13 protein-coding genes are annotated in these 14,999 nt (G+C 39.6%); 10 read left to right on the forward strand and 3 right to left on the reverse strand.

Going from position 1 to position 14,999, the window contains the following annotated elements; translation table 11 throughout:
- Positions 1-35 precede the first annotated feature (35 nt).
- Together ACNSN3_RS06270 and ACNSN3_RS06275 are read right to left on the reverse strand one after the other, a co-directional pair.
- A complete protein-coding gene (locus tag ACNSN3_RS06270; protein WP_418608805.1) occupies positions 36-1,769 on the reverse strand; it encodes an AMP-binding protein in 1,734 nt (577 codons plus the stop codon).
- Positions 1,770-1,938: 169 nt separating this feature from the next.
- Positions 1,939-2,385 (reverse strand): DUF3010 family protein, encoded by a 447-nt coding sequence (locus ACNSN3_RS06275; RefSeq protein WP_010389888.1) that lies wholly within the window; start codon positions 2,383-2,385, stop codon positions 1,939-1,941.
- Positions 2,386-2,759: 374 nt separating this feature from the next.
- On the opposite strand from ACNSN3_RS06275, the gene thrS reads away from it, so the two are divergent.
- The 10 genes from thrS to ACNSN3_RS06325 all read left to right on the forward strand — a co-directional run bounded on the left by thrS (position 2,760) and on the right by ACNSN3_RS06325 (position 13,174).
- Entirely contained in the window at positions 2,760-4,670 is a 1,911-nt protein-coding gene (gene thrS, locus ACNSN3_RS06280; protein WP_008466944.1) for a threonine--tRNA ligase, read from the forward strand.
- A 59-nt stretch (positions 4,671-4,729) separates the two neighbouring features.
- A complete protein-coding gene (infC, locus tag ACNSN3_RS06285; RefSeq protein WP_008466946.1) occupies positions 4,730-5,290 on the forward strand; it encodes a translation initiation factor IF-3 in 561 nt (186 codons plus the stop codon).
- 212 nt (positions 5,291-5,502) lie between these two features.
- Complete coding sequence (rpmI, locus tag ACNSN3_RS06290) at positions 5,503-5,703, forward strand: 50S ribosomal protein L35 (RefSeq protein WP_004587840.1); 201 nt, start codon at positions 5,503-5,505, stop codon at positions 5,701-5,703.
- 15 nt (positions 5,704-5,718) lie between these two features.
- On the forward strand, positions 5,719-6,081 hold the full coding sequence (rplT, locus tag ACNSN3_RS06295; RefSeq protein ID WP_008110477.1) for a 50S ribosomal protein L20: 363 nt from the start codon (positions 5,719-5,721) through the stop codon (positions 6,079-6,081).
- A 317-nt stretch (positions 6,082-6,398) separates the two neighbouring features.
- On the forward strand, positions 6,399-8,216 hold the full coding sequence (locus ACNSN3_RS06300) for a M14 family metallopeptidase (protein ID WP_418608806.1): 1,818 nt from the start codon (positions 6,399-6,401) through the stop codon (positions 8,214-8,216).
- A 1-nt stretch (position 8,217) separates the two neighbouring features.
- Positions 8,218-8,859, forward strand: coding sequence for an MBL fold metallo-hydrolase (locus ACNSN3_RS06305; protein WP_418608807.1), 642 nt, complete (start codon positions 8,218-8,220; stop codon positions 8,857-8,859).
- 84 nt (positions 8,860-8,943) lie between these two features.
- Positions 8,944-9,402, forward strand: coding sequence for an Lrp/AsnC family transcriptional regulator (locus ACNSN3_RS06310; RefSeq protein WP_008110469.1), 459 nt, complete (start codon positions 8,944-8,946; stop codon positions 9,400-9,402).
- Positions 9,403-9,518: 116 nt separating this feature from the next.
- A complete protein-coding gene (locus ACNSN3_RS06315; RefSeq protein ID WP_010389896.1) occupies positions 9,519-11,075 on the forward strand; it encodes a SulP family inorganic anion transporter in 1,557 nt (518 codons plus the stop codon).
- Between the two features lie 204 nt (positions 11,076-11,279).
- Positions 11,280-12,353, forward strand: a complete 1,074-nt coding sequence (locus tag ACNSN3_RS06320; protein ID WP_010389897.1) for a sensor histidine kinase — start codon at positions 11,280-11,282, stop codon at positions 12,351-12,353.
- Positions 12,350-13,174 (forward strand): LytR/AlgR family response regulator transcription factor, encoded by an 825-nt coding sequence (locus ACNSN3_RS06325; protein WP_010389898.1) that lies wholly within the window; start codon positions 12,350-12,352, stop codon positions 13,172-13,174. The genes ACNSN3_RS06320 and ACNSN3_RS06325 overlap by 4 nt, the downstream gene beginning before the upstream one ends.
- A 57-nt stretch (positions 13,175-13,231) precedes the next feature.
- Here ACNSN3_RS06325 and pyk read toward each other — a convergent pair whose 3' ends face one another.
- A complete protein-coding gene (pyk, locus tag ACNSN3_RS06330) occupies positions 13,232-14,668 on the reverse strand; it encodes a pyruvate kinase (RefSeq protein ID WP_109874685.1) in 1,437 nt (478 codons plus the stop codon).
- Between the last annotated feature and the right edge of the window lie 331 nt (positions 14,669-14,999).

The following is a 14,999-nucleotide window of genomic DNA, read 5'->3' on the forward strand; positions in this document are numbered from 1 at the left end:
AGCACTAAGCTGATAGTGCTTTGCATTTAATCAGCTTACGAAAATGCAGACTCGGCGAGCTCTTCTTGCATTTGTTCACGCATTTTAAATTTTTGCAATTTGCCGGTTACCGTCATCGGGTAATGTTCAACAAAGCGAATATATTTAGGCTGTTTAAAGTAGGCGAGTTTGTCTTTTAAAAATAATCGAATTGCTTGCTCATCAAGCACTTCACCTTCTTTAGGCTGGATCCAGGCACAGACTTCTTCGCCAAACTTTTCATCGGTAATACCAAAAATTGCCGCATCTTGTATCCCTGGGTAGGTGTATAAAACTTCCTCAATCTCACGGGGATATATATTTTCTCCGCCGCGAATAATCATGTCTTTAATTCTGCCAACAATACTAACAAAGCCTTCACTGTCCATTACCCCTAAATCGCCAGAATGTAACCAACCTTGATTATCGATAGTAGCTTTGGTTTTTTCTTCATCGTTCCAATAGCAACGCATAATACCAGCTCCACGGCTACAGACTTCACCTGGTTGGCCTATTTTTTGAACTTCACCCACTTCATCAATAATCTTTACTTCAGTGTGCGCAAGCGCTCGTCCTACTGTGGTGACTTGACGCTCAATTGATGAGTCGGTTTCAGTGATATTGTTGATTGGGCTACACTCTGTTTGTCCATAGGCTATAACGACTTGGTTCATATTCATTAGTGTTTGTACTTTACGCATAACTTGTTCGGGGCAGGTTGAGCCTGCCATAACGCCGGTTCGTAATGTAGTTAAATCATAATCACTAAAGTTATTAAGCTCTAATTCGCTTATAAACATGGTAGGCACGCCATGAAGCCCGGTACATTTTTCTTGTTGTACCACCTCTAATGTGGTTTTTGGATCGAAAGAATCACTTGGATAAATAGCTGCAGCGCCTTTACTTACGCACAATAAGCTGCCTAAAACCATGCCAAAGCAATGATAAAGCGGTACAGGGATACACAGCTTATCATGTTCAGTAAAATGCATTGCTTGGGCAACAAGCAGTGCATTATTAAGAATGTTTTTATGCGTTAGCGTAGCCCCTTTAGGGTTTCCTGTGGTGCCAGAGGTAAACTGAATATTAATGTCTTGATTACAGTTTAGGGTTTTAGCCACCGCTTGAAGTTCTAACTGGTGGGCATCTGAGGGCATGGCGAGTACTTCATTAAACGAAAACATACCATTTACTGGCTCATCACCTATACAAATTACATTTTTTAATGAAGGAAGCTGAGCGGCTTTTAATTCCCCTTTTTGGCAACTATTTAGCTCTGGGGCTAAACTTTGTAGCATATTAACGTAGTGACTGCCCTTAAATGAGGTAGCAGTAATAAGCGTGGAACATTCAACACTATTAAGCGCATATTGCAGTTCACTGGGGCGGTAAGCTGGGTTAATACACACCATGATTGCGCCGATTTTGGCCGTGGCAAATTGAGTTAAGCACCATTGTATATTGTTGGGTGACCAAATACCGACCCTGTCACCTGATTTAACCCCTAATGCCAACAACCCCATAGCAAGCTGATCAATCTGCTGCTGAAACTCCTTATAGTTTAAGCGAATATTTTGGTGAGCAACAACAACTGCCAATGCCTCTGGGTTATTGTCGACAATTGAATCAAGGTATTCTCCAATAGTTTGCTCTATTAGCGGTGTGCTTTGAATCCCCTTAAAATAACTATTTGATAGCGGTATAGTGTTTATTTGTTCTACTTCTTTATGCACTGTTTGTGTCGCTTTCATGACATTCTCCATGTTTTTATCTATCCAAGGCTTGTTGATTAAATAAACATGAATTGTCGACAAAGGGAAGAGGGTTAGACTAATGTCTTACACTTTTATTTGAAAATTTAGACATAAAAAAACGCGTAATATTGAGCTATTACGCGTTTTTACAAGGATGCAATTGGTATTACATTTCGTCGCTGCGGTAGGTTTTTTTCATGATATAAACGTAAGCATTAACGAATGCATTTTCTTGATATTTTTTAAGACCAGTGTCTTCGAACGCGATAGGGATTGGGTTGCGTTTTACTTGCTCTTTTATTTCAGTAGTTGAAAACACGCGAACATCGAGGTTGTCGATTAATTGAATAGCCGTTTCCATTTTGAACCCTTTAGCGCTACCTGCAAATTTACCTTTAGGCTGGCGTTCGCGAATGGCAACAGAATCAATTTGGTAATCTTGCATCAGCTTTGCAAAATCAAATTGAAATTTACGCATTATTTCAGTGTCGTTACCGTTACCTAAGGTAAAGCGTGTTTGGCGCACGTCACGAATATCAAAAACGTCGTTATCTTTACTTAAAATACAAAGTAGTACATCGCTACCGGTAATTTCTACACCACATGTTCTCATTGTTAATCTCTACTATAACTTAATTACCGGTTATTATACGCAACACGCATTAAAATGCGAGTTTAAGCACTTTGTGTGCTGCTTTAATATAGTGCTTTACGTTAATTTGATGCGGCGTGACTGAAGAAAAGTTATTAATTGCACATTTATGTTAAAAATGCGTGGTTTTTAGTAGCTTAAAACTTGTAATTAACGCTGCAGCACGCGACAATATCTTTTTTGTAGTTGAGCAGACTCAGCATCTACATTAGCCTTTGATGGCGAAAAATAGTCAATGCTTATTCGTAAAAGCGTTGTCGAGTCATTCTCATTTAATTAATTAAAAAATACACGTGATACATTGTAGGTGTCACCACTGTATGTAAGGATTTATAATGCCAGTTATTACTCTCCCTGACGGTAGTCAGCGTAGTTTTGAAAACCCTGTAAGCACGCTTGATGTTGCAAACGATATTGGCCCTGGTCTTGCTAAAGCAACCATCGCCGGCCGTGTTAATGGCGAACGCGTGGATGCATGTGATTTAATTTCAGCCGACTCTCGTCTTGAAATTATTACAGCAAAAGATGACGATGGTTTAGAAATTATTCGCCATTCTTGTGCCCACCTAATTGGTCATGCAGTTAAGCAACTTTTCCCAGACGCTAAAATGGCGATTGGTCCTACTATCGATAACGGTTTTTACTATGATATTGATATGGAACATTCGTTATCTCAAGATGATCTTGATGCTATTGAAAAGCGTATGTTACAGCTTGCAAAAACAAACTACGATGTAGTGAAAAAAACCGTTAGCTGGCAAGAAGCACGCGATACGTTTGCGGCGCGTGGCGAAACATACAAAATAGAAATTCTTGACGAAAATATTGCTCAAGATGATCGCCCAGGTTTATACCACCACGAAGAATACGTAGATATGTGTCGTGGACCACATGTTCCTAACATGAAATTCTGTCAAAACTTCAAAATTATGAAGGTAGCAGGTGCATACTGGCGTGGTGATTCTGAAAATAAAATGCTGCAGCGTATTTACGGCACAGCGTGGGGCGATAAAAAACAACTTAAAGCGTACTTAAAGCGTTTAGAAGAAGCTGAAAAACGTGATCACCGTCGTATTGGTAAAGCACTTGATTTATGGCACTGGCAAGAAGAAGCGCCAGGCATGGTATTTTGGCACAACGATGGTTGGAGCATTTACCGTGAATTAGAAGAATTTGTGCGTGAAAAATTACGTGAGTACCAATACGAAGAAGTAAAAGGTCCAATGATGATGGATCGTTCGTTATGGGAAAAATCAGGTCACTGGGAAAAATATTCAGAAGCCATGTTTACCACGGAGTCTGAAAAGCGTGAATACGCAATCAAGCCAATGAACTGTCCAGGTCACGTACAAATATTTAACCAAGGTTTAAAATCATACCGTGATTTACCACTGCGTATGGCTGAGTTTGGTTGTTGTCACCGTAACGAGCCATCAGGCGCACTTCACGGTTTAATGCGTGTGCGTGGCTTTACCCAAGATGATGCACATGTATTCTGTACTGAAGAGCAAATCATGGATGAAGTATCGGCCTGTATTAAAATGGTTTACGATACGTATGAAACATTCGGCTTTGAAAAAATTGTAGTTAAACTTTCAACTCGTCCAGAACAACGTATCGGCGAAGATGAAATGTGGGACAAAGCTGAACTTGCACTTGCTGATGCACTTAAAGCAAATGACATTGAATTTGATTACCTACCAGGTGAAGGGGCGTTTTATGGCCCTAAAATTGAATTTACTTTGTACGATTGCTTAGACAGAGCGTGGCAGTGTGGTACAGTGCAACTAGACTTTGCATTACCTGGTCGTTTAGGCGCAACATATGTGGCTGAAAATAACGAACGACGTACACCTGTTATGATACACCGCGCTATATTAGGGTCTATTGAGCGCTTCATTGGTATTTTAACAGAAGAGTATGCTGGTTTATTCCCAACGTGGCTTGCGCCTAAGCAAGTGGTGATTATGAATATCACCGATAAACAAGCACCGTATGTTCAGGAAATTGTACAAAAATTAAATAAACTTGGAATTAGAGCCGCTGCTGACTTGAGAAATGAGAAGATTGGCTTTAAAATCCGTGAGCATACACTTAAGCGTATTCCTTACTTATTGGTTGTTGGCGACAAAGAAGTTGAGCAACAAGAAGTAGCAGTACGAACTCGCACAGGTGAAGACCTAGGCAAATTTAATGTCGATGATTTTGTAGCTAAAATCAGTGAAGAAATCAAAAATCGACAGTAAAAATCGAGCGTGTAGGGCAAGCAAAAATAGCCAGCTACACGCTTATATTATTGATATTCTTGGAGGAACGTACTATTAGAGGCGGCAAGAAAGGGCAACAAACAGCTCAAAAAAATCGTATTAACGAAGAAATTACAGCGCAAGAAGTTCGTTTAATCGACATCGACGGCGAACAAGCTGGAATTCAGTCATTAAAAGACGCGCAAGCTATGGCTGATGCAGCGGGTGTTGATCTTGTAGAGATCAGTCCAAATGCTGAGCCGCCTGTTTGTAAGGTTATGGATTACGGTAAGTTCATCTTTGAAAAAAGCAAAGAACTAAAAGAGCAGAAGAAGAAGCAAAAGCAGATCCAGATTAAAGAAATCAAATTCCGTCCAGGTACGGATGAAGGTGATTATCAGGTTAAGCTACGCAACTTACGCAAGTTCTTAGAAGCTGGCGATAAAGCTAAGATAACTATCCGCTTCCGTGGTCGTGAAATGGCTCACCAAGAAATTGGTATCGAATTATTAAACCGTATTAAAACCGATTTAGAAGAATTAGCAGTTGTTGAATCTTTCCCAAATCGTGTTGAAGGCCGTCAAATGGTTATGATGATGGCGCCGGTTGCTAAAAAGTAATAATTAGGCGATAATACGCACCGAATTTAGCTCAGGTTTGCAAGTGATATGAAAATGTCCACCTGAGTTAACCGGTTTTAAAGTAAAATTGCGGTATTTATATCGGGTTTTCACCGGAACATAGCAGTAAGTTAGGCCTTTAAAGTGGAGCTATAGCAATATATCTCACGCCTTCTTACTAATTTTAAAGCAATACAATTGGAGTTATTGCAATGGCTTACAAGCTAAAAAGTCACAGAGGCGCAGCTAAGCGTTTCAAAAAGACTGCTTCTGGCGGTTTCAAGCGTAAACAAGCGCATCTTCGTCACATTCTGACTAAGAAAACTTCTAAGCGTAAGTTACACCTACGTCCTAAGATGATGGTTCATAAAAATGACCATGGTCTAGTTTCACGTATGTTACCATTCGCTTAATAGGGGTTTTTAGAAATGGCAAGAGTTAAACGCGGCGTTGTCGCACGTGCACGTCACAAAAAAGTTTTAAAACAAGCGAAAGGTTACTACGGAGCACGTTCACGTGTTTACCGCGTAGCTTTCCAGGCTGTTACTAAAGCGGGTCAATACGCTTACCGTGACCGCCGTGCTAAGAAACGTACTTTCCGTCAATTATGGATTGCACGTATCAATGCTGCTTCACGTCAAAATGGTCTGTCTTACAGCCGTTTTATCAATGGTCTTAAAAAGACATCTGTAGAAATCGATCGTAAGATCCTTGCAGATATCGCTGTTTACGACCAAGTTGCATTCGCAGCGCTTGTAGCAAAAGCAAAAGAAGGCCTAGCGGCAGCTTAAGTTTTTGTATAAGTATTGAAAAGGAGCCTATGGCTCCTTTTTTTGTGCCTGTTATTTACTGTTTTAGCTATGTCATACCTTTTAGTGCCGTGTATCCATTTAACTTAAATTAGCTAAACCAGAATTTTAGGCATGTTCATTGTTGCTCTTAAGGTTGATATTAATTATGTTTTTATCAGCACTTGACTAGGGCTTGAGCAAATAATCAAAGGAAACTGCAATTGGCTGCATTTTTTTGTTGAACTACCGCAGTTTTGGCATCTAAAAAGCTTTAATTGCTATAATTTTTTTAATTAATGCGTTTGCTAGAGAAGTATATGTTTATAAGTTTATTGGTTTTATCTGCAAGTATGGCGAATAACAGTCATTTACCGCCATTATTACCATGGGAAGGTGCGAGCACATCGCTATTGCAACAACAGGGACCTTTAACCACAGACTTTGAAATTTCTGCAGGAGTCTCGTCTCCTAATTATGCTGATACCATGGCATTTGTTGATAGGTTGGTAGCGGCGAATCCCACTCAATTTAAATCAAAAACGATTGGCTATAGTAATAGTAAACGTGCAATAAAAATGTTGATTGCCAGCGAACAAGGCTTTTTTGATGCTGGGCAAATGGCTAACAGCACTAAACCAACTGTGCTAATTCAAGCCGGAATTCACGCTGGTGAGATTGATGGTAAAGATGCAATGTTTATGTTGTTAAGAGATATTGCCACGGGTAAACGTCGCGATATATTAAAAAAGGTAAACATTCTATTTATCCCCATTCTTAATGTTGATGGGCATGAACGCAGTAGCGCATTTAATCGAATTAATCAGCGTGGTCCGGTAAAAATGGGTTTTAGAACAAACGCCAATAACCTTAATTTAAATCGTGATTTCACTAAATTAGATACCCCCGAGGTTAAAAGCGTACTTGCAGTCATTAACGATTATAATCCTAATTTATATATAGACGTGCATGTGACTGATGGGGCCGATTACCAATATGATGTCACCTACGGCTATAACCCAGTATTTGCTAGCGAGTCGCCTGCTATTTCGGATGCGCTCAACCGTTACTTTAAACCTGTAATTGACCACACTTTAACTGAGCAAGGACATATCCCTGGCCCTTTAGTGTTTGTTATGGATAAACAAGAGTTTAAATCAGGTTTAGCAGGTTGGGTGGCGACGCCTCGTTTTTCTAATGGCTGGGGTGATTTAAGATCATTGCCAACTATTTTAGTCGAAAACCATTCTTTAAAACCCTATAAGCAACGCGTGCTAGGGACTTATGTGTTTATAGATGGTGCTATTGAGGCATTAGCAACTCATAAAGATAAACTCGCCAATGCGGTAAAAAAAGAACAGCAATTTGTGCCTAAGCAATTAATTGTTAAACGTGGTTACGCTGAGCAAGCTGATCATATCAAATTTAAAGGCATTGCTTATTCTAAGAATATGAATGCTTTATCAAATCAGCAAGAAGTAAGTTATTTAGGTAAAAAGCAAGATTATGACAAGCTGCCTATTTTTTGGCAAAAAGAAGTACAGCACACAGTTGAAGTTCCTAAATCGTTTTTTATTCCGCCAGTGTATACCGATATTATCGAAAAGCTTGCCTTACATGGGGTATCAATTAATAAACTCAATGGCGCCAATACTCAGCCGTTAAAAATGGCAAAAGTGGCGCAATATAGCTTTGATAAAGCACCATTTGAAGGGCGATTTAGAGTGTCGGCACGTTTTAACTATGAACCGGCCACGAATGTCGATTTAGATGGTTGGTTTGAGGTCAGTACCCAACAAAAAGCAGGCGAGTTAGCCGTGCATTTATTGCATCCAGAAGCTCCTGACTCTTTTTTTGCATGGGGTGAATTTAATACAATTTTTCAGCGAACAGAGTATATGGAAAATTACGCATTGCTCCCATTTGCTGAGAAAATGCTCCGCGATGATCCGAAATTAGCAAAAGCATTTAATAAAAAACTAAAGCAAGATAAAGCATTTGCTACAGATCCTGAAGCGCGCTTAAATTGGCTCTATGAACATAGCCCGTTTTACGATCAAGCTTATTTAAAATACCCAATTTTAATGTCATATGAACAAGATATAGTTATTCAAGCGCAAAAAAATAAAGAAATATAAGATGAAAATAATCACAATTCCCGTTACGCAGTTTATGCAAAATTGCCGAATTATAGTATGCAAACAAACCCAGCAAGCTGTGGTGGTAGATCCCGGTGGTGATGTTGACAAAATTAATGCAACACTAACACAGCATAACTTGAGCTTGTCAGCCATCTGGTTAACCCATGGACACTTAGACCATGTGGGTGGTGCTCATAGTTTACGTGAGCAATACAATATAAAGATTATTGGCCCACATAAGGTTGAGCGCTTTTGGTTTGATAACTTACCAATGCAAGCCACAATGTTTGGATTTAAAGCTATCAATGCTTTTTACCCAGATGAATGGCTAGCACATGGTGATACCGTACAAGTTGGTCAGCTTGCATTTAAAGTACTGCATTGCCCAGGGCACACCCCAGGACACGTTGTATTTTATCAAGATACGCAAAGCACCGTTATTGTGGGTGATGTTATATTTAAAGGCTCAGTCGGTCGTACTGATTTTCCAAAAGGAGACAGTAAGCAGCTTATTAGCTCAATACAGGCCCATATAATGACGTTGCCACTGAGTACCGCAATTTTAAGTGGCCATGGTGAAGATACCGATGTCGCCAATGAGAAGGCAACCAATCCGTTTGTAAGTGGTCAATTTGGTTGATGTGTTTAATTGTTAAAAATATGCAGACTGCTTTTTAAAAAGGCTGTATAATTTAACCAATTTATTAGATAAATAAGAAATAAAATGTCTCTAAATCACGTAGATCGCCAAATATTGGCACTTTTACAACAAGATGCAAGTTTATCAACCGCTGAAATTGCAGATAAAGTAGGCCTATCTCAGTCTCCTTGTTGGCGTCGTATTGCTAAATTAGAACAAGATGGCTACATCAAAAGTAAAGTCGCATTGCTTGATGAAAAAAAGCTGGGCTTTGATATGTTGGTTTACGCCCATGTACGTTTATCAAACCATGGTAAAAAGAATCTAGCCGAGTTTGAAAAACTGATACTTAGCTATGATGAAGTGACTGAGTGTTACACTATGGCGGGTACTATGGACTTTATGTTGCGTATTATTTCTCAAGGCATAGAAGGTTATGAGCACTTTGTACGCGATAACCTACTTAGCTTAGAGTACGTCCAAGAGGTTCATTCTAACGTGACCATGACCTGTGTAAAACGTAGTACAGCCTTACCACTGTAAAATAAAAATAAGCCGATGATAAACAAATCGGCTGCATTAACTATAATTGTGAAATGAGCGCTAATTTGATAGAATTCAGCGCTTTTTTTGTCAGCTAAATAAAACTGAGGAACTCAATGTTTAACTTACTCAGCAGGGCGCCAAGCTCTGCTAAAAACGATATTCTCTCTGGATTGACCGTGGCACTTGCCTTGATCCCAGAAGCTGTTGCATTTGCCTTTGTTGCAAATGTAGAACCCCTTGTTGGTTTATATGCCGCATTTATTGTTGGCTTAATTACGGCTATTTTTGGTGGTCGTCCAGGTATGATTTCGGGTGCAACCGGTGCGCTTGCGGTTGTAATGGTAAGTTTAGTACTGGATCACGGAGTGGAATATCTATTTGCCACTGTGTTGCTGATGGGGCTATTACAAATCTTGGCTGGGGTATTTAAGCTCGGTAAGTTTATACGTATGGTTCCACATCCGGTGATGCTCGGTTTTGTAAATGGCTTAGCGATAGTTATATTTTTAGCACAGCTCGGGCAGTTTAAAGTACCTGATGGTGCTGGCGGTCAAGAATGGATGACGGGCAGTGCAATGTACATTATGCTCGGTTTAGTGGCGCTAACTATGGCTATTATTCACTTTTTGCCAAAATTAACGACTGCAGTCCCTTCGTCACTGGTTGCCATTGTGACGGTAACTGGCTTAGTTATTGGCCTTGACTTAGAAGCGCGTACAGTACTTGATTTCTTAAAAGGTATGACAGGTAATGAAGCTGCAACGATTGCCGGTGGTTTACCGCAGTTTCATATTCCTATGGTGCCTTTTAATTTAGAAACACTACAAATTATCTTCCCATATGCGCTTATTCTTGCAGCAATTGGCTTAATTGAATCGCTGTTAACGCTAAGCTTGATTGACGAAATTACAGAAACACGTGGCCATTCTAACAAAGAATGTATTGGCCAAGGTGCGGCAAACGTTACATGTGGTTTCTTTGGTGCAATGGGTGGCTGTGCCATGATTGGCCAATCTATGATTAACATTAATTCAGGTGGTCGTTCGCGTTTATCTGGTATTAGTGCTGCGCTGATGTTACTTGCGTTTATTATCTTTGCCTCAAGTTTAATTGAAATGATCCCACTAGCGGCATTAGTTGGTGTTATGTTTATGGTAGTACTGGGAACATTTGAATGGGCAAGTTTTAAAATGATGAAACGCGTGCCTTTATCTGACGCATTTGTAATTGTTTTAGTATCGGGTGTGACGGTTATCACTGACTTAGCCATTGCAGTGTGTGTAGGTGTTATTGTGTCTGCATTAGTGTTTGCTTGGCAGCATGCTAAACATATATACACAACGAACTATATTGATAAAGAAGGTTCAAAAGTGTACGAGTTACACGGGCCCTTATTCTTTGGCTCAGTTAAAAACTTTGCTGATTTATTTGATGTAAAGAACGACCCTAAAGACGTTATTGTTGAGTTTAAATACAGCCGTGTTGCGGATCACAGTGCGATAGAAGCAATTGATAGCCTAGCTGATAAGTACAATAAAGCCGGCAAAAAATTGCATTTACGTCACTTAAGTAAGGACTGTACTGAACTACTTCATAAAGCGCGTGACTTAGTGGAAGTAAACGTAATTGAAGATCCAACTTATAAAGTTGCTTCAGACAAACTTGCTTAATAAATAAAAAGTAAACATTGAGAAGCGAAAGGTACATACCTTTCGCTTTTTTTATGCATATAGCTCAATGAATCGCTTAACCGCAAAAGCATCAGACAACGTTATCGTTTGCGATAGGGCTATTAAAAAGTAAGACAGTTGGTAGTGCTATACACGTTGATAAATCGATATAATAATAACAAATTTATAAGGTAATAATTAATTTTGAATTGGCAGTCTTTAATTGATAACAGACAACGCTTTTTCTGGCTTTTGCAAATCGCTGGCTGGATAGGGTATGCGTTAGTTAATTACATTGGATCTAAAGTATTCGAAATGCGTGATATTTACGTATTCGTTATTTTACTTAATGCCTATGCGGGCTGTTTAATGACTGTGCCTTTGCGTTATATATATCGCAAAATTTGGAATGCCTCGCCTTGGGTCTTAATCATTGTTGTATTTGGTGCCTCGTATGTAACTGGTACGCTCTGGGCGGTGGTACAAAAGTTTAACTTGTGGGAAATTTATCGACACGGCTATCGCCCTGAAGAATGGTTCTATTATTTACAACAAGGGCTAGACTCCGTTTATATTATTTTGTGTTGGAGTGGTTTGTACTTTGGGGTTAAGTATTACCAGTTATTGCAAAGTGAACGCCAAAAAGCGTTAAAAGCAACTACAATGGCGCACGAAGCGCAGTTAAAAATGCTCAGATATCAGTTAAACCCTCACTTTTTATTTAACACCCTCAATGCTATCTCCACTTTAATTTTGGTAAAAGAAAACAAAGATGCTAATTTAATGGTATCTAAGCTGAGTGACTTTTTGCGTTATACACTCAATACTGATCCAATTAAAAAAGTGCCACTAGAGCAAGAGTTACATGCATTAATGCTGTATTTAGAGATTGAACGTGTGCGCTTTGATGAACGGTTACAGGTTAATGTTGATGTGAGTGAGCAAGCTCAACAAGCATTGGTACCTAGCTTAATATTACAACCGATCATTGAAAATGCTATCAAGTACGCCATTGCTCACATGGCAGAAGGTGGCGTTATTGATATAAAAGCACAAGTATTCGCTAATGAATTATTGCTTGAAGTGGGCGATAATGGCCCTGGCACTGAAATTGTAAATGGCCAGTTAGTTAATGCACAAGGCGTGGGTGTAGCAAACACCCAAGACAGATTAAAAACGCTCTACGAAAATAATTACTCGTTTGTATTATCACATAATACGCCAAGTGGATTGAAAGTTAATCTGCGAGTTCCGTTTGAGAAGGCTGTGAAGAAATGACAAGAATAAAAACGCTGATTGTTGATGATGAACCATTAGCACGTAAAGGCTTAGCCGTTAGGCTTGAAGAGTTTTCTGATATTGAAGTGATCAAACTATGTAGCTCAGGATTTGATGCGATCGAAAGTTGCAAAAACGAAAAAATTGACCTCGTATTTTTAGATATTCAAATGCCAGGCATGAATGGCTTTGAGGTAGCGCGTGCATTGAGTGAAAGTAGTAAAGACTTGCCTGCCATTGTATTTGTGACTGCGTTTGACCACTTTGCTGTTAAAGCATTTGAAATTCATGCTTTAGATTACATTTTAAAACCCGTTGATGATAACAGATTAAAACAGGCGGTAGAAAAAGTGCATACCTATTTAAAAACTCAGCAGGATAACGCCCATAAGAAAAAATTAGCCAGTTTTGTAGCTGGGATAACGGGTAATAACTGCGAAGAAATTTTAAAGAAATTAGCCACAGGTGATACCTTAACTGATCGGCGCTACCCTGAGTCACTAGCAGTAAAAGAGCAGGGCGAAATTGTTAGAGTGCCCGTTGCCACGATACAGTGGGTAGATGCCGCAGGTGATTATATGTGTTTGCATTGCCAAGACGGGCAAACGCATATATTACGTAAAACCATGAAAGAGCTTGAACAAGAATTAGACCCAAATCTATTTGTACGAGTGCATCGCAGCGCGATTGTTAACACCAAACAAATTAGCAAGCTGGTAACTCAGGTTAGTGGTGAATATTTATTAGTGTTAGATAACGGACAAGAACTTAAAGTAAGTAGAAGTTACCGTGATAAAGTAAAAGCAGCATTAGCTAGCTAACTTTAATAAATAGCATAAAAAACGCGAGCAATTAGCTCGCGTTTTTTATTGTGACTTTTACGACACTGTCACTATCTTCATTGTATTGGTTGCACCAATTGTTTCCATTGCATCACCATGAGTGATAATCACGGTGTCGCCTGTTTGCAGTGAACCTGCAGCCACTAACGTGTTTAATGCATCTTTAACCATATTATCTTTTTCACATTTGGTAGAGTCAAAAAACACCGGGTAAACACCACGATATAGTGCTGTTTGCCCTAATGTGCTCGGATGACGTGAAAGTGAGTAAATGGGTAAACCAGAGCTAATACGCGACATAAGTTTTGCTGTACTACCTGATTCTGTTAGGGTGATAATCGCTTTCACAGAGTCTAAGTGATTAGCTGCATACATTGCAGAGAGTGCAATTGACTCCGCATTAGAAGAGAAGCGGCTATCTAAACGATGCTTAGAAACATGGGTTTCTTTTTGCGACTCAGCACCTAAACAAACACGTGCCATTGTGGCAACCGTTTCTTCTGGGTAATCACCAGCGGCTGTTTCCGCTGAAAGCATGACCGCATCGGTGCCATCAAGCACTGCGTTGGCAACATCCATAACCTCTGCACGAGTTGGCATTGGGTTATCGATCATCGATTCCATCATTTGCGTGGCTGTTACAACAGTACGATTAAGCGAGCGTGCGCGACGAATAATGAGTTTTTGTTTGCCCATTAAAGCTGCGTCACCAATCTCAACACCTAAATCACCACGAGCAACCATCACAGCGTCAGACGCTAAAATAATATCATCTACTGCTTCTTGCGTTTCTACTGCTTCAGCACGTTCAATTTTAGCCAAAAGCTGAGCATTAGAGCCTGCAGCTTCTGCAAGAGAGCGTACATAACGCATATCATCGCCACTACGCGGGAATGAAACGGCAATATAGTCAACATTAATTTCAGCCGCAGTTATTAAGTCTTCTTTGTCTTTATCGGTAAACGCGGGCGCAGTTAAACCACCACCTAAACGATTAATCCCTTTATTGTTCGAGAGCACCCCACCCACAGTAACCACAGTGTGCACTAAATGACCTTCAACATGTTCTACAGTAAGCTGAATTAAGCCATCGTTTAAAAGGAGTAAATCACCAGGAGCTACATCTTGTGGTAGCTCTTTATAATCGATACCAACGGCGTTAATATCGCCTTCACCTTTTTCCATTTTTGCATCAAGGATGAATTTTGCACCGACCGCTAAAGTTACTTTACCTTCTTTAAAGGTTGAAACACGGATTTTAGGACCTTGTAGGTCAGCAAGAATTGCAACGTGCTTACCCAGTTTAGCGGCTATATCTCTAACAGCTTGTGCACGGTCTTTATGATCTTGTGCAACACCGTGTGAGAAGTTTAATCGAACGACATTAGCGCCTGCGCGAATAATTTTTTCTAAGTTATTATCTCTGTCTGTTGCAGGTCCAAGTGTCGCGACTATTTTTGTACGTCTTAACATTAAATTCTCCTGTGCGCTTATTTTAAGCAAGTTGACGGTTATTTTGTTTTAGTGACTACTTAATAAATCTTCAAAGAAGATTTCAGGTTAAATAGTAATTTTTAGTTTTATGCAATTTTTTATAACATTGCGACTATTATATACAAGATCAATATGTCATCATTATGACACCGGTGTCACAGGGCGTCAATGATCTAAAAATTTAAATAGCAGCGCTATTTCTTCCCCTGTGAGGGCGGTTGTTTGATATAATTGCAGTGTTTATTTTAACTGTAATAAATGCATGTAGCTTTGCTCATGGCTTAGGCCTGAGTATAATGCACGCGGTATT

The organism is Pseudoalteromonas sp. US3C1004, assembly GCF_048401065.1.
In the GTDB taxonomy this organism is placed as follows: Bacteria; Pseudomonadota; Gammaproteobacteria; order Enterobacterales; family Alteromonadaceae; genus Pseudoalteromonas; species Pseudoalteromonas undina.